This is a genomic window from Kitasatospora sp. NPDC032121 (genome assembly GCF_055580145.1).
The window spans coordinates 317,045-336,937 of sequence record NZ_JBVILX010000002.1; the positions used below are offsets into that span (position 1 = coordinate 317,045).

Consider the following 19,893-nt stretch of genomic DNA (forward strand, 5'->3'; position numbering starts at 1 on the left):
GGTCAGTTGGCGAAGGCGTCCAGGACCTGCTCGTACTCCTGGCACCACCACGCCAGCTGTCCCGCGGAGGCGGGGTAGAGCGGGTCGGCCCGGTGGTCGGCCCGCTGGTAGCGCCACTGCAGCATCCAGAAGTCGTTCAGCCGCTCCCACCAGACCCGGTGGACGGCGGCGGCCAACTGCTCGGCGGTGGCGGCGCCGGAGGCCCGGTAGGCCTGTGAGTAGCGGCGGACCCGGACCAGGTCGAGGACGCCGGACGAGCGGTCGTTGAAGAGCAGCGTGGCGGCCCGGACGGCCTCCTCGGCGCGTGGCTGCGGGCCGAGCTTGTCCCAGTCCAGGACGGCCGCCACCCGGCCGCCCCGCGGGCCGTCGTCGTAGAGCAGGTTGAGGCCGTGGAAGTCGCCGTGGGTCCAGCCGGTGGGCGGTGCGGCCTCCGGGGCGGGGCGGCGGTGGGCGTGCTCGGCGAGCAGATCCAGCCGTTCCGTGAGCCGTTCCACCACCAGGGCGTCCAACTCCTCGGCCGGGTGGTGCTCCCGGGCGCGGGAGCGCAGGTCGCGGGCGAGCTCGGCGCTGTCGACGGGGTCGGCGCTGTGGTAGCCGGCGGGTTGTTCGATGGGGGCGCAGACGTCGTCGAGCGCGCCGTGCAGCCGGCCGAGCAGCGCGCCGAGCGCGTCGCACTGCGACGGGTCGAGCTCGTCGCCGTGCCGGTGCCGGCCGTCGACCCAGGGGAACAGCGCGAACAGCCGGCCGCCGCAGGAGGCCACCGTGCCGGACAGTCCGGCACAGGCCAGCGGGGGTGCGACGGGCAGTCCGAGGGTGTTCAGCGCGGCCATCGCGCGGTGGTGGGCGAGGATCTTCGGACGGCTGGCGGTGGCGGAGTCGACGTAGCACTTCAGGAAGTACGGACCGGCCTCGGTGGTGACCAGGTACCCCCGGTTCAGCAGGCCCTCGGCCACGGGTTCGGCGGTCAGCAGCCGGCCCACCCGGTAGCGGGCCAGGACCTCGGCCAGCGCGTCCGGCGGGACGGGTGGACTGAGGGTTCCCATCGGCGGTGCGGAGATGTCGGGGCGGGCCGGTGCGCAGGCGAGGGTCTGGCTGAAAGTCACGTGCAGAGGTTATGGCCCCCTTGCGGGGGCCCTTGACAAACCGTCAACTCTGTGCAGCCGTTCGGTCAGTACTGGTGGTCGGCCTGGTGCCGCGCCACGAAGGCGGCCGCCTGGGTGCGCCGCTCCATGCCCATCTTGGCGAGCAGACTCGAGACGTAGTTCTTCACCGTCTTCTCGGCCAGGTGCAACTCGTTGCCGATCTGACGATTTGTCATACCTTCGCCGATCAGATCGAGGATCCGCCGTTCCTGCTTGGTGAGTTGGGAGAGCCGCTCGTCCTCCTTCTCCCCGCCGTCGCGCAGCCGGGCGAGCACCCTGCTGGTGGCGACCGGGTCGAGCAGCGAGCGGCCGGCCGCGACGTCCCGGACGGCGGTGATCAGGTCGGTGCCGCGGATCGCCTTCAGCACGTAGCCGGAGGCGCCGGCCATGATCGAGTCGAACAGCGCCTCGTCGTCCGAGAACGAGGTCAGCATCAGGCACTTGATCTCCGGCAACTTGGACCGGATCTCGCGGCAGACCTCGACCCCGTTGCCGTCCGGCAGCCGGACGTCGAGCACCGCCACGTCCGGGTGGACCGCCGGGATCCGGGTGAGCGCCTCGGCGGCCGTGCCGGCCTCGCCGACCACCTCGATGTCGTCCTCGACCGAGAGCAGATCGTGCACGCCCCGCCGGACGACCTCGTGATCGTCGAGCAGGAATACCCTGATTTGTCCGTTATCAGTCACGTCCAAAGCCTCCCATATCACCGTACGAAAGACCTATCGTCCGGACCCCCGTGCCGACGCGATCCGGCCAGGGCCGTCCAAAACCGATACCGAGAACCCCCTTACGCACGGGCGTCTGCCCGGATAACGTGCGCTGGTGTCCTGAAGGCGCTCGAATTGAGAGCTGCGTCACGCCGACCGTCACCCCCACCCAACCGACGGCGAGCCGACCGCGGCACCCTCGGGGTTGTAGACCCTGAACAAGTAGGACGTCCTAGCGCAAGCGCGCCGAGGGCGGACGCTGGGTAACGTTCTCGTGAGGGACGCCGTCGGAACAGGATCACCACCTGCCCCGCAGTGGGAGCGCACACCCACGCGCGCCCCGCGAGGCGGTGACCGGACCGGTCACCGGCGACCCCGGGCGGCTGGACAGACCGAGGAGTGAACGTGACCGTCAAAAGCACGGCGAGGGCTCGCAAGAAGGCGGCCCCCGGCGTCCCTGACACCCTCCGTGGCAAGGGCAAGGACGCCCAGCCGGAGCTCGTCCAGCTGCTCACGCCGGAAGGCGAGCGGGTCGAGAACCCGGACTATCCCCTCACCACCACTCCCGAGGAGCTGCGCGCCCTCTACCGCGACCTGGTGCTGGTGCGCCGGTTCGACGCGGAGGCCACCGCGCTCCAGCGCCAGGGCGAGCTGGGCCTGTGGGCCTCGCTGCTCGGCCAGGAGGCCGCCCAGGTCGGCTCCGGCCGTGCGATGCGCCCCGGCGACTACGCCTTCCCCACGTACCGCGAGCACGGCGTGGCCTGGTGCCGCGACGTCGACCCGCTGAACCTGCTCGGCATGTTCCGCGGTGTGAACCACGGTGGCTGGGACCCGAACGAGAAGAACTTCCACCTGTACACCATCGTGATCGGCGCGCAGGCCCTGCACGCCACCGGTTACGCGATGGGCATCACCAAGGACGGCGCCGACGACGCGGTGATCGCGTACTTCGGCGACGGCGCCTCCAGCCAGGGCGACGTCAACGAGGCCTTCACCTTCGCCTCGGTCTACAACGCGCCGGTGGTCTTCTTCTGCCAGAACAACCAGTGGGCGATCTCCGAGCCCACCACCACCCAGACCAGGATCCCGCTGTACCGCCGCGCCTCCGGCTTCGGCTTCCCGGGCGTCCGGGTCGACGGCAACGACGTGCTGGCCTGCCTGGCGGTCACCCGCTGGGCGCTCGACCACGCCCGCAGCGGCAACGGACCGGTGCTGATCGAGGCGTTCACCTACCGGATGGGCGCCCACACCACCTCCGACGACCCCACCCGCTACCGGCACGCCGAGGAGACCGAGGCCTGGAAGGCCAAGGACCCGATCACCCGGCTCCGCGCCCACCTGGACAAGGAGGGCCTGGCCGACGAGGAGTTCTTCGCCGCCGTCGACGCCGAGAGCGAGCAGCTGGGGCTGCGGGTGCGCGAGGGCGTGCGCGGCATGCCGGACCCGGACCCGACCCTGATCTTCGACCACGTGTACAGCGAGCCGCACGCGCTGGTCGATGAGGAACGGGCCGAGTACGTCGAGTACGCGGCCTCCTTCGAGGCGGGGGAGACCCACTGATGGCCGGTCAGCTGAGCATCGCCAAGGCGCTGAACGGAGCGCTGCGCAAGTCGCTGGAGAACGACCCGAAGACCGTCCTGATGGGCGAGGACATCGGCAAGCTCGGCGGCGTCTTCCGGATCACCGACGGCCTCCAGAAGGACTTCGGCGAGGACCGGGTGATCGACACCCCGCTCGCCGAGTCCGGCATCATGGGCACCGCGATCGGCCTGGCCCTGCGCGGCTACCGCCCCGTCGTGGAGATCCAGTTCGACGGCTTCGTCTACCCGGCGTTCGACCAGATCGTCTCCCAGCTGGCCAAGATGCACGCCCGTGCGCTGGGCCACGTCAAGCTGCCGGTCACCGTGCGCATCCCCTACGCGGGTGGCATCGGCGCGGTCGAGCACCACAGCGAGTCGCACGAGGCGTACTTCGCGCACACCGCCGGTCTGCGGGTGGTCACCCCGGCCAGCGCCCACGACGCGCACTGGATGCTGCGGCAGTCGATCGAGTCCGACGACCCGGTCATCTTCCTGGAGCCCAAGCGCCGTTACTGGGACAAGGGCGAGGTCGGCGAAGCCGCCGACCTGGGCCTGCACGACGCCCGGATCGTCCGCTCCGGCACCGACGCGACGCTGATCGCGTACGGCCCGATGGTCAAGGTCTGCCTGGAGGCCGCCGCGGCCGCCGAGGAGGACGGCCGCCGGCTGGAGGTCGTCGACCTGCGCTCGCTCTCCCCGGTGGACTTCGCCGCCCTGGAGGCCTCGGTCAAGCGCACCGGTCGGGCCGTGGTGGTGCACGAGGCGCCGGTCTTCATGGGCATGGGCGCCGAGCTGGCCGCCCGGCTCACCGAGAAGTGCTTCTACCACCTGGAGGCGCCGGTCCTGCGGGTCGGCGGCTACCACGCGCCGTACCCGCCGTCCCGGGTCGAGGAGGCGTTCCTGCCCGACCTGGACCGCGTGCTCGACGCCGTCGACCGCGCGCTCGCGTACTGATTCCGGGGAGCGAAGATGACCACCGAAGTTCGCTCGCTCCGCGAGTTCAAGATGCCCGACGTGGGCGAGGGCCTCACCGAGGCCGAGATCCTCAGCTGGTACGTCAAGCCCGGTGACACCGTCACCGACGGGCAGGTCGTGTGCGAGGTGGAGACCGCCAAGGCGGCCGTGGAGCTGCCCATCCCGTTCAACGGGGTGGTCGAGCAGCTGCACTTCCCCGAGGGCGCGACGGTCGACGTCGGCACCGTGATCATCTCGGTCGCCGTCGCCGGGGAGGCTGGCGCCGCAGCTCCGGCCGCCCCCACCGCGACGCCGGCTCAGGCCCCGGCTCCGGCTCCGGCTCCCGCCGAGGAGACCGAGCCCGAGCGGCGCGAGGTGCTGGTCGGGTACGGCCCGCGCACCGGCGCCGCCCAGCGCCGGGCGCGGCGGACGACCACCACGAAGGTCTCCGCGACCGTGCCGGCCGTGCCCGCGGCTCCGACGCCCGCGGCCGCCCCGGCGCCCGTGGCCCCGGTCGCCACGGTCGCCGAAGTGCCGGGCGGAGAGCGGCCGTTGGCCAAGCCGCCGGTGCGCAAGCTGGCCAAGGACCTCGGCGTCGACCTGCGCGCGGTCACCCCGACCGGCCGGGACGGCGTGATCACCCGCGAGGACGTGCACGCCTTCGCCACGGCCCAGGCGGCTCCGGCCGTCCCGGCGGCCGCCGCGGCCCCGGTGGCCCCGGTGGCCGAGGCCGTCGTGGCCGAGCCGGCCGCGCCGCAGGTGCCCGTGTCCACCGCGGGCGACGTCCGGGTGCCGATCAAGGGCGTCCGCAAGGCGACCGCGCAGGCGATGGTGGCCTCGGCCTTCACCGCCCCGCACGTCACCGAGTTCGTGCAGGTCGACGTGACCCGCACGATGAAGTTCGTCCGTCGGCTCAAGGAGAGCGGCGAGCTGGGCCGGGACGTCCGGGTCAGCCCGCTGCTGATCGTCGCCAAGGCGCTGCTCACCGCGATCAAGCGGCACCCCGAGATCAACGCGCAGTGGGACGAGGCCGCCCAGGAGATCGTCCTCAAGGGACAGGTGAACCTCGGCATCGCCGCGGCCACCCCGCGCGGCCTGATCGTCCCGAACATCAAGGACGCCGGGTCCAAGACCCTCGCGGGCCTGGCCACTTCGCTCGGCGAGCTGGTCGAGACGGCCCGTCAGGGCAAGACCTCGCCGGCCGACATGCAGGGCGGGACGGTCACCATCACCAACGTCGGCGTCTTCGGCGTCGACACCGGCACCCCGATCCTCAACCCCGGCGAAGCCGCCATCCTGGCCTTCGGGGCGGTCCGGGAACTGCCGTGGGTGCACAAGGGCAAGGTGGTCCCGCGTCAGGTGACCACGCTCGCGCTCTCCTTCGACCACCGCCTGGTGGACGGGGAGCTGGGCTCCAAGGTGCTGGCCGACGTGGCCGGCCTGCTGGAGCGCCCGAAGCGCCTGATCACCTGGGGCTGACGGCCCCGTAGGACCGCAGAAGGGGCCCTCCTCCGCACCGCCGTGCGGAGGAGGGCCCCTTCGTCGTACCGCCCGTTCGACCAGGGCCTGTCTCTTGGATTTTGGCGGACCCGGCAAGGATCCGAGAGACAGGTCCCTAGCGCTGGGGACGGAGTCGACGGACGGCGATCAGGACGCCGGCTCCGAGGGCGAGGAACGCGGCGGAGCCGAGGGCGAGGAAGGTGTTGGTGGCGGAGGAGCCGGTCTGGGCCAGCTCGGGGGTGCCGGCGGGCGCGGTGGTGGCCGGGGCGGCGTCCTTGGTGGTGTCGGCGGCGGGTTCGGGGGCCTTGGTGTCCTTGGCGGGTGCGGTGGGCTTGGGCTTGGCGGAGGTGGTGGGCTTGGGCTCGGCCGGGGCGGTCGGCTTCGGGGACGCCGTCTGACGCACCACCGCGACCTCGGTGACCGCGCCCCGGCCGTGGCCCGCCGTGGTGATGAGCTGCAGCCCGTGCACGTCCTTGGACACGTCGGCGGAGAGCCCGACCCGGAAGCGGAAGGAGGTGCTGTGCCCATTCGCGAGCGGAACGGCCGCGGACGGGGCGCCGCCGCCGATCGCCGGGTCGCAGCCGTTCCGCAGGGCGATGCGCTGCCAGCGGCCGTTCACCAGGATCTCGGCGGTGACCTGAGAGGGCTTCGGGGTGCTTCCGTTGGGGTTGAAGACCGCGACGCCCGGGGTGATCCGGTGGTAGTCGGCGCCGGTGTTGTTGGAGACCCGGACGCTGAACTCCATCTTGGCGCCGCCGACGGTGATCGCGGTGGGGGCCTTGGAGAACACGGAGGTGGTGCCCTGGCCGTGCAGTTCGACGGAGTTGTCCTGCTCGTCGTCGGCGGCGGACGGCTTCGCCGGGGCGGTGACCGGGGCGGTGTCCTCGACGCCGTCCCCGCAGGCCCAGGCGGTGTCGGTGGCGAGGAACTGGACGCCGCCGGCGAGGACGGTGGTGGCGGCGAGGACGGCGATCCGGCGGCGGCCGGAGAGCGCGCGCTCGTTCTTCGCGAAACGGGTGATAGCGGACAGGCGCATGACGTGACTCCCCAGGGTCATGGTGCTGACGGTGTGAGTGGGTGAAGACGACCGGCTCCGCTCCTCCTGGGCGGAAGCGCCCCCCGGCTCTGCCGGTCTCGCTCTCCGTGCCTTCACCTGTATGGACGCGCATCCCCGTCGGGGGTTGCAGGTGGGTTTCGAGAAATTTTCGCCCGGTGGGGCCGAGGGCCGCTCGGCCCCACCGGGCGGCCGGTCAGCGCTGGTGGCGGAGCCGGCGGACGGCGATCAGGACGCCGGCTCCGAGGGTGAGGAAGAGGGCGGAGCTGAGGGCGAGGAAGGTGTTGGTGGCGGAGGAGCCGGTCTGGGCCAGCTCGGCGGTGGCGGCGGGCGCGGTGGCGGCCGGCGCGGTGGCGGTCGGCGCGGTGGCGGCCGGGGTGGCGTCCTTGGCCCGGTCCGCGGCCGGTTCGACGGCCGTGGTGGGCGCGGCCGTGGCGGGCGCGGGCTTGGCCGGGGTGGTCGGCTTGGCGGTCTGGGCGGTCTGGGCGGTCTGGGCGGTCTGGGCGGGCTTGGCGGTCTGGGCGGGCTTGGCGCCCGGGTGGAGGACCTTGACGGTGGTGCTCGCCGACTTGCCGGTGGCGGCCTCCCCGCTCCACGCGTTGGTGGTGAGCGTCACCGAGGCGAGGTCCTTCGGGGCCCCGGCCGCCAGGGTGATCCGGAACAGCGCGCGGCCGGCGTGGCCGTCCGCCAGCGGCTGGAGCAGCGGGGAGGTGTCGACGCGGACGGCCTCGCCGGCGCAGCCGTTGTCGGTGCCGAGCTTCGTCCAGGAGCCGCCGCGCATGACCTCGACCGTCACGTCCTTGGAGAGGAGGTGGCTCTTGCCGCCGGTCGCCTTCAGGGTGAGGCCCGGGGCCACCTCGTCGAACGCGGCCCCGGTGAAGTTGGCGAACTCCACGCCGAACTCGGTCTTCTCGCCGGCGGTCAGCGAGGTCGCGACCGGGGCGATGAAGGCGCTGACCGGGGACCCGCTGTGGTGCCGGGCCATGGCCGCCTCGGAGACGACCGAGTTGTTCGCGGAGTAGGGGCCGTCGCAGGCCCAGGCGGTGTCGGTGGCGAGGAGCTGGACGCCGCCGGCGAGGACCGTGGTGGCGGCGAGGACGGCGATGCGGCGGCGGCCGGAGAGCGCGCGCTCGTTCTTCGCGAAACGGGTGATAACGGACAGGCGCATGACGTGACTCCCCAGGGTCATGGTGCTGACGGTATGAGTGGGTGAAGACGACCGGCCCCGCTCCTTCCGAGCGGAAGCGCCCCCCGGCTCTGCCGGTCTCGCTCTCCGTGCCTTCACCCGTATAGACGCGCATCCCCACGGGGGGTTGCAGACGGGTTCCGAGAAATTCTGGGTTCTGTCCGGCGGGCCTTCTAAGCCTCTCGCGTGAAGGTTGGTATGACCAGAATGGTCCGGAAAGTGCGGATCGTTCGGCCAGGTCGGTGACTTTCTCGCGGCCGGATAGGGGAGTCCCGGCCGCCCGGGTACGTCTCCGCTCCACCACCCGGGCGACGCCGGGTGACCGGATCCGGGAGGACGCACCCGTATGGCGCCTGGCAACCCTGGCCGTCTCGTCCGGAGTCTGGCCGCCCTCGTGCTGCTGTCCTCCGCCGCCCTCCCGGGCGCCCTGGAGCTGGCCGGCCCCTCGCCGTTCGGCGTGATCGGCCCGGGGTCCCCGGCCGACCGCGCGGTGCCCCCGCACACGGCCCTCCAGGCCGACCGGCGGGCATTCGCGGCCGCCCCGACCGTCGAGATACGCCGCACCGGCGACCCGGCCAACCGGATCACCCTGGTGCTGCTCGGCGACGGATACACGGCCGCCGAGCAGGACCTCTTCCGGCAGCAGGCCGACAAGGCCTGGCACGCGCTGATGGACATCGAGCCCTTCCGCACCTACCAGGGCTTCTTCAACATCCGGCGGGTCGAGGTGGTCTCCCCGGTCTCCGGGATCGCCGAGACCGAGAGCCGCGGCCGCAAGCCCGCCACCCCGCTCGGCATGCACTTCTGGTGCGAGGGCACCGCCCGGCTGCTCTGCGCCGACGAGGCCGCCACCGCCCGGTACGCGGGGGACGGGGCCGGGCCCCAGTACCTGATAGCGCTGGCCAACTCCACCGAGTACGGCGGCGCCGGCGGCACCGGGGTGACCACCCTGGCGGGCGGCAGCCCGGACGCCGGGCGGATCATCCAGCACGAGATCGGGCACACCGTGGGCGACCTCGGCGACGAGTACGACAGCGCCCCGGACGACGCCGACTACCCGAACCTCGCCACCCTCAACGCCGACGACATGCGCAGGAAGCAGACCAAGTGGTGGCGCTGGCTGGGCGCCGAGTCCCCGGACGGGGCCGGCGTGATCGGGGCGTACCGCAGCGCCAACGGCCTCTACCGGCCGACCCGGGACTCGGTGATGCGCACCCTGGGCAGCGCGTACAACCTCCCCTCGCGCGAGGCGATCATCGAGGAGCTGTACCGCAGGGTCCGGCCGACCGACACCCCGGTGCCGCCACCCGGCGAGGTGTCCGGGCGGCCCCGGCTCGATGTCCGGCCGCTGCCGCTGAACGGCCCGCGGCAGCTGAAGGTGGAGTGGAAGGTGGACGGCGTCCCGGTGGCGCCGCAGTCCGCCGACGGCGCCTGGCTGGACACCGCCCGGCTGGAGCTGGCCCCGGGCCGGACGGTCACCGTGACGGCGACCGTCCGGGACACCACCGACTGGGTGCGGGACGAGGCCTTCCGGGAGCGCTACATGACCCGCTCGGTGTCCTGGACGCTGACCGGCTGAGGCGGGGCCGGGGCTGAGGCCGGGGCGCACGGGCCCCTGGTCCGAGCATCCGATCATGGGATGACTAGGCTGGTCGGACTATGACCGTGGAGCCCGCTCGTTCAGCCCCGTCCCCGACCGTCCCCGCTCCCCGGCCCACCGCCGAGCCCCCGGCCGCGTCCGCGTCCGCATCCGCTCGCAGCTCCGCGCTCGGCTCGGTGCCCACGCCCGTGCCCGTGCCCGCGCCCGGGCTCGTACCGCCCGGCGGCCGGGCGGCCTGGCTGGCCTGGTCCGTCGGCGTCAGCGTCTACATCCTCGCCGTCATCCACCGCACCAGCCTCGGCGTGGCCGGACTGGACGCCGCCGACCGCTTCGGCATCGGCGCCTCGGCGCTCTCCACCTTCTCGATCCTCCAGGTGCTGGTCTACGCGGCCATGCAGATCCCGGTCGGCCTGCTGGTCGACCGGTTCGGGCCGCGCCGGGTGCTGATGCTCGGCGTCGTGCTGCTGAGCGCCGGCCAGCTGGCCTTCGCCTTCAGCTCGGCGTTCGGCCCCGCGCTGGCCTCCCGCGCGGTGCTCGGCTGCGGCGACGCGATGACCTTCATCAGCGTGCTGCGGATCGCCGCCCGGTGGTTCCCGGCGGCCCGGAACCCGTTCGTGGCCCAGCTGACCGGCCTGGCCGGGATGGGCGGCAACCTGGTCACCACCGTGGTGCTCGCCCGGGCGCTGCACAGCGAGGGCTGGACGCCGACCTTCACCGCGATCGCGCTGCTGGGCGTGGCGGTGTTCGCGCTGGTCGCGCTCCTCCTCCGGGACGCGCCGCCGCAGGCCGCCGTCCGGCCCGGGGCGCCCGGGGCGCGGCCGAAGGTCGGCCGGCAGGTGCTCGCCTGCTGGCGGGAGCCGGGCACCCGGCTCGGGCTCTGGATCCACTTCACCACCCAGTTCCCCGGCAACGCCTTCGGCCTGCTCTGGGGCCTGCCCTACCTGGTGCAGGCGCAGGGGATGTCCCGGGCCGGGGCCGGCGGGCTGCTGACCCTGCTGGTGCTCAGCAACATGACCTTCGGCTTCGTCTTCGGCCGGCTGCTCTCCGCCTCGGCGCGGGCCCGGATGCCGATCGTGCTGACCGTCGTCGGGAGCACCGCGCTCGGCTGGGCGCTGGTGCTGGCCTGGCCCGGCGGCCACCCGCCGACCTGGCTGCTGGTCGGGATCATCCTGGTGATGGGCAGCAACGGCCCGGCCTCGCTGGTCGGCCTCGACTACGCGCGCGCCCGCAACCCCGTCGAGCGGCTGGGCACCGCCTCCGGGATCGTGAACATGGGCGGCTTCATCGGGACGATGATCACCCTGTTCGGGATCGGCGTGCTGCTGGACGCGCTCTCCCCGGCCGGCGCCGGCGGGTACTCGGCCGCCGCCTTCCGCTGGGCGTTCTGCTGGCAGTTCGTCCCGCTGGCGGTGGGCACGGCGATGATCCTGCGGCTGCGCCGCAGGGTCGCGGCGCAGCCGGGCTGAGCCCGGGCCCCGGGCTCAGCCCGGATCGCGGGCTTCGGGCTTCGGGCCTCAGATGGTGACCGAGAAGTTGGCCAGCACCCGTTCGGCCAGCTCCCGGTCGCCGTCGACGGTGACCGGGCCGGGGCGGCCGCGGCCGCAGGCGAGCCGCAGGTAGGTCTCCCAGTCCATGGTGAGCTGGACGTCCGGGGCCAGGCTGATCGACTCGTCCACGGTGCAGCGGCCGGTGGCGTCCACCCGGACGGTGCGCAGGAACTCCACCGGACCGGTGACGTCCAGCACCAGCACCGTCCCGGCCGGGGCCCCGGCCCTGTCGGTGACGGCCTTGGGCAGCAGCTCCAGCAGCAGGTCCCGGGTGATCAGGGCGGCCGGGGCGTCCAGGTTGCCCGGGACCTCCAGGGCCCGGCGCAGGTCCTGCTCGTGCACCCAGACGTCGAAGACCCGCATCCGCAGCAGCTCGTGGTACGGGAAGTCCCTGGCCAGCGGCCCGGCCGGCCAGCGCACCAGCTCCTCGGGCGTCTGCTTGGCGTTCCGCAGCGCCCGGGAGCGGCGGATGATCGTGTACTCCAGCTCGCTGGTCATCTCCAGCGCGGTGTGGCAGCGGCGCTTGTCCACCGGCAGTTCGATGTAACGGGCGAACTCGGTCGTCACGTGACGGAGGTCACGCGGCAGCGAATGGATCGGGCGGGGGTCGCCGAGCAGGTCGGACTCGACCGCGATCACGTGCGAGACGATGTCCCGGACGGACCAGCCGGGACACTCGGTGGCCCGGTTCCAGGAGCCCTCGGGAAGGGGGGCGACCAGCTCCGATATGGACTCGATGCTCTGGGTCCACGCTTCGGTGTAAGCCTGCACGGTCTGGTTGTCCGTCACGGGAATCTCCGGCCCTCCGTCAGCTTCCTTGCCGCCTGTGCCCCGCCGTCACGGCCGACCGGGATGGTCCGGCTTTCCGGGCGCACACGCTAACCGCACGTTACGCTGCCGGGTGACAGCTGGGCAGCGCTTTCGGGTGACGATCGTAGGACTCTTGCCGTGGACGGTGGTACTGTGCGCGCTTCATTGATCCAAATCGCGGTCTCCGACGCGGAGCCGCCCGCCGAGCGGAGGGCTCGGGCGGCGGCCCTGGTGCGGGCGCAGCAGGGCGCCGATCTGGTGGTGCTCCCAGAGCTGTGGCCGCTCGGCGGCTTCGCCCACGACCTCTGGTCGGACGGCGCGGAGACCCTGGACGGGCCCACCTCGGACGCGATGTCGGCCGCCGCCCGGGCCGCCGGGGTCTGGCTGCACGCCGGTTCGATCGTCGAACGCGATCCGGACGGGCCGATCTACAACACCTCGCTGCTGTTCTCCCCGGACGGCGAGCTGGTGCACACGTACCGCAAGATCCACCGCTTCGGCTTCGACAGCGGCGAGGCGGTGGTGATGGGCGCCGGGCAGGAGATCGTCACCGCGCCCACCGACTTCGCCACGCTGGGCCTGGCCACCTGCTACGACCTGCGCTTCCCCGAGCTGTTCCGGGCGCTGCTGGACGCCGGCGCGCAGCTGCTGGTGGTCCCGGCGGCCTGGCCGGCGCGGCGGCGCGAGCACTGGACGCTGCTGGCCCGGGCCCGGGCGGTGGAGGAGCAGGCCTTCGTGCTGGCCTGCAACACCGCGGGGACGCACGCCGGGGTCGAGCAGGCCGGGCACAGCATCGTGGTGGACCCGTGGGGCCGGGTGCTGGCCGAGGCGGGGGCGGACGAGGAGGTCCTGACGGTCGAGTTCGACCCGGCCGAGGTGGCGAAGGCGCGCGAGGAGTTCCCGGTGCTGCGGGACCGCCTGCTGGGGATCCCGGCACCGGTCCAGCGCTGAGCGGGGGCGGGGCCGGGGCGCGGTGGAGGGCGTTCCGGGAGGGTTGGTTCGTACCTGGGTCGGTCGGGTTTGAGAAGATGAGCACTCGTCGTGTTCCCCGCCGGCCCGTACGAGGGCCGGCACGGTAGGCCGCCCGAGGAGATCGCGCCCATGCCTGACGACGGCGCAGGCGACACCCCCCGCCCCGTCATCCACCGCAACAGCCTGCGCGAGCAGATCGCCGGCGCGCTGCGCGAGGAGATGATGGCGGGCCGACTCGCGGCCGGCCGCAACTTCACGGTCAAGGAGATCGCCGAGCTGTACGGCGTCTCCGCGACCCCGGCCCGCGAGGCCCTGGTCGACCTCGGGGCGCAGGGACTGCTGCGGGCCGAGCACCACCGCGGCTTCACCGTGCCCGAGCTGGGGTGGGACGACTTCCTGGAGATCTTCGAGTCCCGGGTGCTGATCACCGACAGCTTCCACCGCCAGTACGCCAGCCGCCGGGCGCTGCCCGACCTCAGCCGGCTGCCCTCGCTGCACCGCCGGGCCGACGCCGCGGTGCGGGCCGCCCGGGCCGGGAACCTGGACGTGATGGTGGGCTGCGACCGCAGGTTCTGGCAGGAGGTCGGCGGGCTGCTCGGCAACCGCCGGATCGCCGACTACCTGGACTGGCTGCGGGTGCAGTCCTGGATGTTCGCCGCGCGCTACCTGCGGGAACTGCCCGCGCTGGGCGGGATCTGCTGGGAGCGCCACTGCGACCTGGTCGAGGCGATCGAGGCCCGCGACTCGCTCGGCGCGCACCGGATCATCTGCGAGTACAACCTGTACACCGTGCGGCTGCTCGCCGGGCTGGCCGGGCAGCCGCTGGAGTCGGTGACCGTCCTGGAGCTGCTCACCGAGTTCACCGGGGAGGACCCGCCGCCGGTGCCGGTCGAGCCGCCGCCCGCGCCGCCGGAACCGGAAGCGCCGTCGGAGCCGGCCACCGGGCCCGGCGCCGGCCCCGGTGCCGAGCTGAGCCGCCGCGGCGACGAGGTGGGCCGTGAACTCGGCCGTGAGCTGGGCCTCGGCCTCGGACTGGTGCCGCAGCCGCGCACGATCCCACACGGCCGGTTCGGCCGACGACTTCCGTAGGGCGTGTCCGATTCCGTAGGGCGTGTCCGACGATTCGCGCCGGGCGGGCGTTGTCGGACAAGCCTGGATCGGCACGCGAGGAGGGCCCGAGTCGCCCGCGGCGCCGGGCCGGTAGGGTGGGCGGTCATCGGACCGGGCGCCTGGCGAAAGGGCCGTCCGGGTACCGACCCAACCCCGTCGTCGCCCCGTCTCCGCGGGCGATCCACGCCTCCGGAGAGGAACTGCCGGCCATGGCCTGCGACCTCTGGCTCGTCCCGCTGGTGGACGTGCTGAGCCACAGCCCCGACAACCCCTTCCGGGACGACCTCGCGCTCTACAACTCGGTGCTGGCCTCGCGCGGGCTGCCCGAGGTGCCGGTCTACCGTTTCGTCCCGGGCATCAGCGGTGCGGTCGAGCCGATAGCCGCCTTCGACTACGACTCGCTGCACTTCCTGCGCCGCGCCTACCTGTTGGGCCTCACCGGCCTGGACATCACCCCGGTCGACGCGCTCGGCGGCGACTACGAGCAGCTGCTGGAGATGTTCGAGAGCAGCGCCGAACAGTCGCACCTGGTCTGGCACTTCGACCACGCGGGGGCGTACGTGCCGGTCGAGTTCGCGGCGCCGCTGGTGGACGACACGCTGCTCGCCTCCGGCGGACCGCTCGGCTCCAGCCACGGGCTGCTGCGCGAACTCCAGGCCGTCGCCCCGGCGCTGGGCATCGACCCGTTCAACCCGCCGGGCCCGACCCGGCCGCTCGGCCCGACCGGCCTGGAGCAGCCGTTCGGGCCGCCGATCGACGACGTCCACCCCTTCGCCAGGGAGCGGCACGCCTGGTCGGGCCTGTACGCGGCGGCGACCAGGAGCGTCTCCCAGGGCTCGATGATCGTCTTCGCCTGACCCCGACCCCGCCCCTGGCTCCGATCCGGCCCCCGTCCGGAACCCAGCTCCCGTCCGGGACCCCGCCCCTGTCCGGGACCCCGCCCCCGTCCGGGCACTTGACCCTCCGTATCCCCGATCACTACCGCAGCGGCCCCTCCGGCGGCCGCTGGCGCGGCATGGTGGGCCGGGTGCCCGGCGGCGGCAGCACCCGCACCTGGGCACCCACCCCGGGCTCGCTGCGCCCGCCCCAGGCGCCGCCGGACTGGGTGGGCAGCTGGGTCATCGAGGCGCGGAACTCCAGCATCCACTCCGAGGTCTCGGAACGGACCATGTCCGAGACGTCCTCGCAAAACCGGCGCAGCACACCCAGGCAGCGCTCGGCGGCCTCGCCCGCGGTGCCCTCGGTCGGGCCGAGCACCTCGCGCACGCACTCCGATGCCCAGTCGAACTGGAACGCCTCCAGGCGGCGTTGCAGCGCCTGCCCGGTGGAGACGTCCCGCATCCAGCCGGAGGTGAGCCCGAAGACCCGGTCGGCGGCCAGGCTCGCGGCGGACAGCGCGAAGCCGACGTAGCCCCAGCCGGTGCCGTGCGGGAAGGCCCCGGCCAGGCCGAGCAGCGGGGCGGTCACCCCGCCCACCGCGAAGCCGGCCGCGGCGAACCGCAGCAGGCGCGCCCAGCGGCGCTTCCAGACCCGGTCCCGGCGGTACCACTCGATCGCCTCGACCGCCCGCTCCTCGGACCACCGGTAGAGCTCCTCCAGCCGTTCGGCGGGCTCGCCCCAGTCCCCGAGCGGGAACTGGCGGGTGCTCAGATCGGCTCGGTGGCGGGTGGAGGCGCGTCGGACGACGGCGGCGACGGGCTGGTCCTCCTCACCGATCTCCTTGCCCCAGGCACTCTCCTCGGGCTGCATTTCCGGCTGGCTCACCTGTGGGGCTCCCTGTGGCGGGCGGACTGCTGGTTCTGTCGGCGCAACGGCTGACGTGGTGTCCGCCGGTGGTTCTCCAACAGCACTTCTTACCGCCAAATGGCTGACCGTGGGGGCGCTTCTCCGGTGATCGTTACCGGTTTCGGCCAACGGAACCCGAGGTGGGCCGGTTGCGGGAGGCGGCGAGATTTCACCCGTCCGAGCGAGGGTCCGGTGACCCGCCGTCGTGACCCGGCCACCGACCGCCGAACCGCCTCCGCCGCACTTGGAGGATCCTCCGACGCGCCCGGCGTACGGAGCCCTCCGCCTGGACGATCCGACGGGACCGGAGAGCGGCCGGAACAGGCCACCGACTACGCTGCCAGGCGTGAAGGTCCTCGTCATCGGCGGCGGCGCCCGCGAACACGCCCTGTGCCGCTCCCTGTCCCAAGATCCCGCAGTGACCGAACTGCACTGTGCCCCGGGCAACGCCGGGATCGCGCAGATCGCGACGGTCCACCCGGTCGACCAGCTGGACGGCGCGCAGGTCGCCGCGCTGGCCGGCCGGCTCGGCGCCGCCCTGGTCGTGGTCGGTCCGGAGGCCCCGCTGGTGGCCGGCGTCGCGGACGCCGTGCGCGCCGCCGGCATCCCGGTGTTCGGCCCGTCCGCCGCGGCCGCGCAGCTGGAGGGCTCGAAGGCCTTCGCCAAGGACGTGATGGCCGCGGCCGGCGTCCCCACCGCGCGCTCCTACGTCTGCACCACCGCCGCCGAGGCCGCCGAGGCGCTGGACGCCTTCGGCGCCCCGTACGTGGTGAAGGACGACGGCCTGGCCGCCGGCAAGGGCGTCGTGGTCACCTCCGACCGCGAGGCCGCGCTGGCGCACGCCGCCGCCTGCGAGCGCGTGGTCATCGAGGAGTACCTGGACGGCCCCGAGGTCTCGCTCTTCGCGATCACCGACGGCACCACCGTCGTCCCGCTCCAGCCCGCCCAGGACTTCAAGCGCGCGCTGGACGGCGACGAGGGCCCCAACACCGGCGGCATGGGCGCCTACTCGCCGCTGCCGTGGGCGCCGGCCGGGCTGGTCGAGGAGGTCCTGGAGACCGTCCTCCAGCCGACCGTGGACGAGCTGCGCCGCCGCGGCACCGAGTTCTCCGGCCTGCTGTACGCGGGCCTGGCGCTCACCTCGCGCGGTACCCGGGTGATCGAGTTCAACGCCCGCTTCGGCGACCCGGAGACCCAGGTCGTGCTGGCCCGGCTGCGCACCCCGCTGGCGGGCGTGCTGCTGGCCTCCGCCGAGGGGACCCTGGACCAGCTGGAGCCGCTGCGCTGGGACGAGGGCGCGGCCGTCACCGTGGTCGTCGCCTCCGAGGGCTACCCGGCCGCCCCGCGCACCGGAGACCCGATCGAGGGACTGGCCGAGGCCGAGGCGGACGGCACCGCGTTCGTGCTGCACGCCGGGACGAAGGCGGACGAGGACGGCCGGGTGCTCAGCGCCGGCGGCCGCGTCCTGTCGGTCACCGCGACCGGCGCCGACCTGGCCGAGGCGCGCGAGCGCGCGTACGCCGCGGTGGACCGGATCTCCCTCAAGGGCGGCCAGCACCGCACCGACATCGCGCTGAAGGCGGCCACCGCCTGAGGCGGGCCCGTCCACGCCCTCCGCGGCCCCCGTGCGAACCGTTCGCACGGGGGCCGCGGTGCGTGGGAGCCGGCGGTGCGCGGGGCGGCCCCGGCGGGGGCGGGCCGGCTCCGGACGAGCGGGTCCGCCGGTCAACCCCAAGGGCGCAGCCTCCCGGGCGTTTCGCGGCCGGAGCGGCCGCGGGGGCGGACGTACCGTTCGGCCGACGGATTCCAGCCCATCGGGTGACAGCACCCGCATCCGGCTGACGCGACCGGCCGCCCGGCCTTATGGTGCGCTGGATCGCGGTGCGCGGGGCCCGCGCGCCGGGGTCGCCGCCGGGTAGCGGTGCTCCCACGGGGGGATGCTGGACGGCGTCCGGCCGGGCGGTCGTCCGGGTGCTTCGCACCGGACCGGTCGCCGGCGGCCGGGCGGCGTCACCGGAACAACCGGGCGGTGTCACCGGGACGAGTGGAAACCGGGGTGATCCGGAACATCCACCCGGACCGGGGCGTCGAAAATGTCAGTAGCGCCACGCAGCATGCACTACCGGGGATCGGACACCTCCGCTTCCCGGTCGGAACTGATCGTTTCGAGTCGGCTCAGGGCCCGAAGCCGGGCGCCCGAGGGCTCCGAAGGGGGTGCCGCACCGTATGGCCGCAGTCGACACCGCGCGCGCTCACGCCCAGGCGGTCCTGCGGGTCCGAGGCCTCGCCCGGGCCGCCGCCGCCCTGCCCGCCGCCGTCGCGGTGGTCCTGCTCGCGGGCCGGTTCACCGGCCGGATCGGTGCGCCGGGGGCCGCCGACGCGGCGGGCTGGGACGCCGCACGCTGGGCGGTCTGCGCGATCGCCGCGCTGACCCTCCTGGTGGCCGGGCTCACCGCCCGCGCCCTGCGCCGGGCCGTCCCGCCGCGCACCCCTGCCGTCCCGCTGGACCGGGCCGAGGCCCCCGAGCTGTACCGGCTGATCGACGAGCTGGCGGACCGGCTGGCCGTGCCGGCGCCCTCGGCCGTCGCCCTCACCCCGGACTGCGACAGCTGGCTGGAGGACGTCCCGCAGGCCCGGCGGACGGCCGCACCGCGTCCGCCGAAGGGCGCCCCCGGGGCGCCCGCTCCCGTCCTGGTGCTCGGCTCGCCCTTCCTGTGGTGGATGCGGGCCGGCGAACTGCGCGCCCTGCTCGCCCCCGTGGTGGCCGGCACCGCCGCCTCCGCCGACCCGGAGATCGCCGCCGCCCGGCGCTTCCTGCGCAGCCTGGACGCCTGCCTGGACTCCGGCGGCGGCGCGGCCCCCGGCCTCGGCGGCGGCTCCCTGGCCGCCCCGCCCCGGCCGACCCGGCGCGGTCCGGCCGCGCTCGCGGACCGGGTCGTCCGCCGGATCGTCCGCCGCCTGCTCGGTGCCTGCCGGGGCCACTCCGCCGAGCTGGAGCGCTCGGTCGCGAGCTGGGCCTCCGAGCATGCCAGGACGGTCGACTACGGCCTGCGGATCGCCGCCCAGGAACAGGTCGGCCTGGCCTACGCGGGCTGGGACCGGCTGCTCACCAGGGTGGCGCTGCCCGCCTGGCGGCTCGGCCGCCACCCGGCGCACCTCAACGCCGGCGTGGTCTCCGCGCTCACCGAGCTGTCCCGGCGCGACCGGCTGGCCGACGGCTACGGCAGCAGGCTCGGCGACCGCCCCGCCTGCGACCTGCTGGAGGAGCCCGGCACCGTCGACCGGGCGGTCTCCCGGCTCGCCGCCGAACTGTTCTTCGGCCGCCCGGCGGCCGGCGTCTGGCACGAACTGGAGTGGGCCGACTACCCGTCCGAGGCGGTGGACGCCGGCTGGCGGGCGGGCGCCGCCGCCCTGCAGACCGCCCTGGACCGGCTCGCCCCGCAGGCCCGCCCCGGCGCCCCGACCCTCACCCGGCTGCTGGGCCGGCTCGCCGAGGGCGACGGCGAGCTGCTGGCCGCCGCGCTCGCCGCCCAGCTGGCCCGCACCACCGCCCCGGCCCCGCTGCTCGAACCCGAGCGCAGCGGCCGCGACCTGCTGGTCGAGCACGTCACCGCGATGGTCTGTTGCGCCGCCGTGGACACCGCGGGCGGCGCCCCCGGCCTGGACTGGCTGGACGGCCCGGTGCTGCTGCTCGGCGGGGTGCGCCGCACCGACCTGGCCGGCCCGGTCGCCCAGGCCGTCGAACAGGGCCAGGACGGTCCGCTGCGCGCCTGGCTGGACGCCGCCGACGTCCGTCTCGAGAAACCCGTCCGCCTCTGACGTCCCAGGCGTCCCGGGAGGGCGCTCGGCACCCCCGTACGCGCCCCCAAATGGGTCGGCCGCCGGGAGTCTTCGCAGGCCGGAGGCCCTGTCCGGGAGGCGCGCGAGATTCCCTGCACCAATCGCT

The 19,893-nt window shown here is 74.0% G+C and carries 16 protein-coding genes; 10 read left to right on the top strand and 6 right to left on the bottom strand.

Annotation, left to right across the window (positions count from 1 at the left end):
- Window positions 1-2: 2 nt before the first annotated feature.
- Together ACZ5OX_RS07270 and ACZ5OX_RS07275 are read right to left on the bottom strand one after the other, a co-directional pair.
- The gene (locus ACZ5OX_RS07270) at window positions 3-1,103 is read right to left on the bottom strand and encodes a phosphotransferase (protein WP_465629094.1); all 1,101 of its coding nucleotides are present in this window, start codon (window positions 1,101-1,103) and stop codon (window positions 3-5) included.
- 65 nt (window positions 1,104-1,168) lie between these two features.
- A complete protein-coding gene (locus tag ACZ5OX_RS07275) occupies window positions 1,169-1,828 on the bottom strand; it encodes a response regulator (RefSeq protein ID WP_392868616.1) in 660 nt (219 codons plus the stop codon).
- 426 nt (window positions 1,829-2,254) lie between these two features.
- On the opposite strand from ACZ5OX_RS07275, the gene pdhA reads away from it, so the two are divergent.
- The 3 genes from pdhA to ACZ5OX_RS07290 are packed head-to-tail and all read left to right on the top strand — an operon-like array spanning window position 2,255 to window position 5,862.
- Window positions 2,255-3,409 carry a pyruvate dehydrogenase (acetyl-transferring) E1 component subunit alpha gene (gene pdhA / locus ACZ5OX_RS07280; RefSeq protein WP_392921220.1) on the top strand — a complete coding sequence of 385 codons (1,155 nt, stop codon included), beginning with the start codon at window positions 2,255-2,257 and terminating at the stop codon, window positions 3,407-3,409.
- Entirely contained in the window at window positions 3,409-4,383 is a 975-nt protein-coding gene (locus ACZ5OX_RS07285) for an alpha-ketoacid dehydrogenase subunit beta (RefSeq protein ID WP_465629095.1), read from the top strand. Before pdhA ends, ACZ5OX_RS07285 begins: the two co-directional genes overlap by 1 nt.
- 15 nt (window positions 4,384-4,398) lie before the next feature.
- A complete protein-coding gene (locus ACZ5OX_RS07290) occupies window positions 4,399-5,862 on the top strand; it encodes a dihydrolipoamide acetyltransferase family protein (RefSeq protein ID WP_465629096.1) in 1,464 nt (487 codons plus the stop codon).
- 136 nt (window positions 5,863-5,998) lie between these two features.
- On the opposite strand, the gene ACZ5OX_RS07295 is transcribed toward ACZ5OX_RS07290, so the two are convergent.
- Together ACZ5OX_RS07295 and ACZ5OX_RS07300 are read right to left on the bottom strand one after the other, a co-directional pair.
- A complete protein-coding gene (locus tag ACZ5OX_RS07295) occupies window positions 5,999-6,919 on the bottom strand; it encodes an LPXTG cell wall anchor domain-containing protein (RefSeq protein WP_465629097.1) in 921 nt (306 codons plus the stop codon).
- A 214-nt stretch (window positions 6,920-7,133) separates the two neighbouring features.
- A complete protein-coding gene (locus ACZ5OX_RS07300) occupies window positions 7,134-8,105 on the bottom strand; it encodes a hypothetical protein (RefSeq protein WP_465629098.1) in 972 nt (323 codons plus the stop codon).
- Between the two features lie 364 nt (window positions 8,106-8,469).
- Here ACZ5OX_RS07300 and ACZ5OX_RS07305 point away from each other — a divergent pair, with 364 nt between their 5' ends.
- Window positions 8,470-9,702 (top strand): M64 family metallopeptidase, encoded by a 1,233-nt coding sequence (locus ACZ5OX_RS07305; protein WP_465629099.1) that lies wholly within the window; start codon window positions 8,470-8,472, stop codon window positions 9,700-9,702.
- Window positions 9,703-9,899: 197 nt separating this feature from the next.
- Window positions 9,900-11,189 (top strand): MFS transporter, encoded by a 1,290-nt coding sequence (locus tag ACZ5OX_RS07310; protein WP_465629100.1) that lies wholly within the window; start codon window positions 9,900-9,902, stop codon window positions 11,187-11,189.
- A 48-nt stretch (window positions 11,190-11,237) separates the two neighbouring features.
- Here ACZ5OX_RS07310 and ACZ5OX_RS07315 read toward each other — a convergent pair whose 3' ends face one another.
- Window positions 11,238-12,059, bottom strand: coding sequence for a maleylpyruvate isomerase family mycothiol-dependent enzyme (locus ACZ5OX_RS07315; RefSeq protein WP_449787854.1), 822 nt, complete (start codon window positions 12,057-12,059; stop codon window positions 11,238-11,240).
- 174 nt (window positions 12,060-12,233) lie between these two features.
- On the opposite strand from ACZ5OX_RS07315, the gene ACZ5OX_RS07320 reads away from it, so the two are divergent.
- The 3 genes from ACZ5OX_RS07320 to ACZ5OX_RS07330 all read left to right on the top strand — a co-directional run bounded on the left by ACZ5OX_RS07320 (window position 12,234) and on the right by ACZ5OX_RS07330 (window position 15,019).
- Window positions 12,234-13,031: a carbon-nitrogen family hydrolase gene (locus ACZ5OX_RS07320; protein ID WP_392868598.1), complete on the top strand. Its 798-nt coding sequence runs from the start codon at window positions 12,234-12,236 to the stop codon at window positions 13,029-13,031.
- A 150-nt stretch (window positions 13,032-13,181) separates the two neighbouring features.
- Entirely contained in the window at window positions 13,182-14,141 is a 960-nt protein-coding gene (locus tag ACZ5OX_RS07325; protein ID WP_465629101.1) for a GntR family transcriptional regulator, read from the top strand.
- 230 nt (window positions 14,142-14,371) lie between these two features.
- Window positions 14,372-15,019, top strand: coding sequence for a hypothetical protein (locus tag ACZ5OX_RS07330; protein WP_392868594.1), 648 nt, complete (start codon window positions 14,372-14,374; stop codon window positions 15,017-15,019).
- A gap of 121 nt (window positions 15,020-15,140) precedes the next feature.
- Here ACZ5OX_RS07330 and ACZ5OX_RS07335 read toward each other — a convergent pair whose 3' ends face one another.
- On the bottom strand, window positions 15,141-15,926 hold the full coding sequence (locus ACZ5OX_RS07335) for an SLATT domain-containing protein (RefSeq protein WP_449787852.1): 786 nt from the start codon (window positions 15,924-15,926) through the stop codon (window positions 15,141-15,143).
- A 367-nt stretch (window positions 15,927-16,293) separates the two neighbouring features.
- Here ACZ5OX_RS07335 and purD point away from each other — a divergent pair, with 367 nt between their 5' ends.
- Window positions 16,294-17,541, top strand: coding sequence for a phosphoribosylamine--glycine ligase (purD, locus tag ACZ5OX_RS07340; protein ID WP_465629102.1), 1,248 nt, complete (start codon window positions 16,294-16,296; stop codon window positions 17,539-17,541).
- 632 nt (window positions 17,542-18,173) lie between these two features.
- On the top strand, window positions 18,174-19,766 hold the full coding sequence (locus ACZ5OX_RS07345) for a hypothetical protein (protein ID WP_465629103.1): 1,593 nt from the start codon (window positions 18,174-18,176) through the stop codon (window positions 19,764-19,766).
- Window positions 19,767-19,893: the final 127 nt, after the last annotated feature.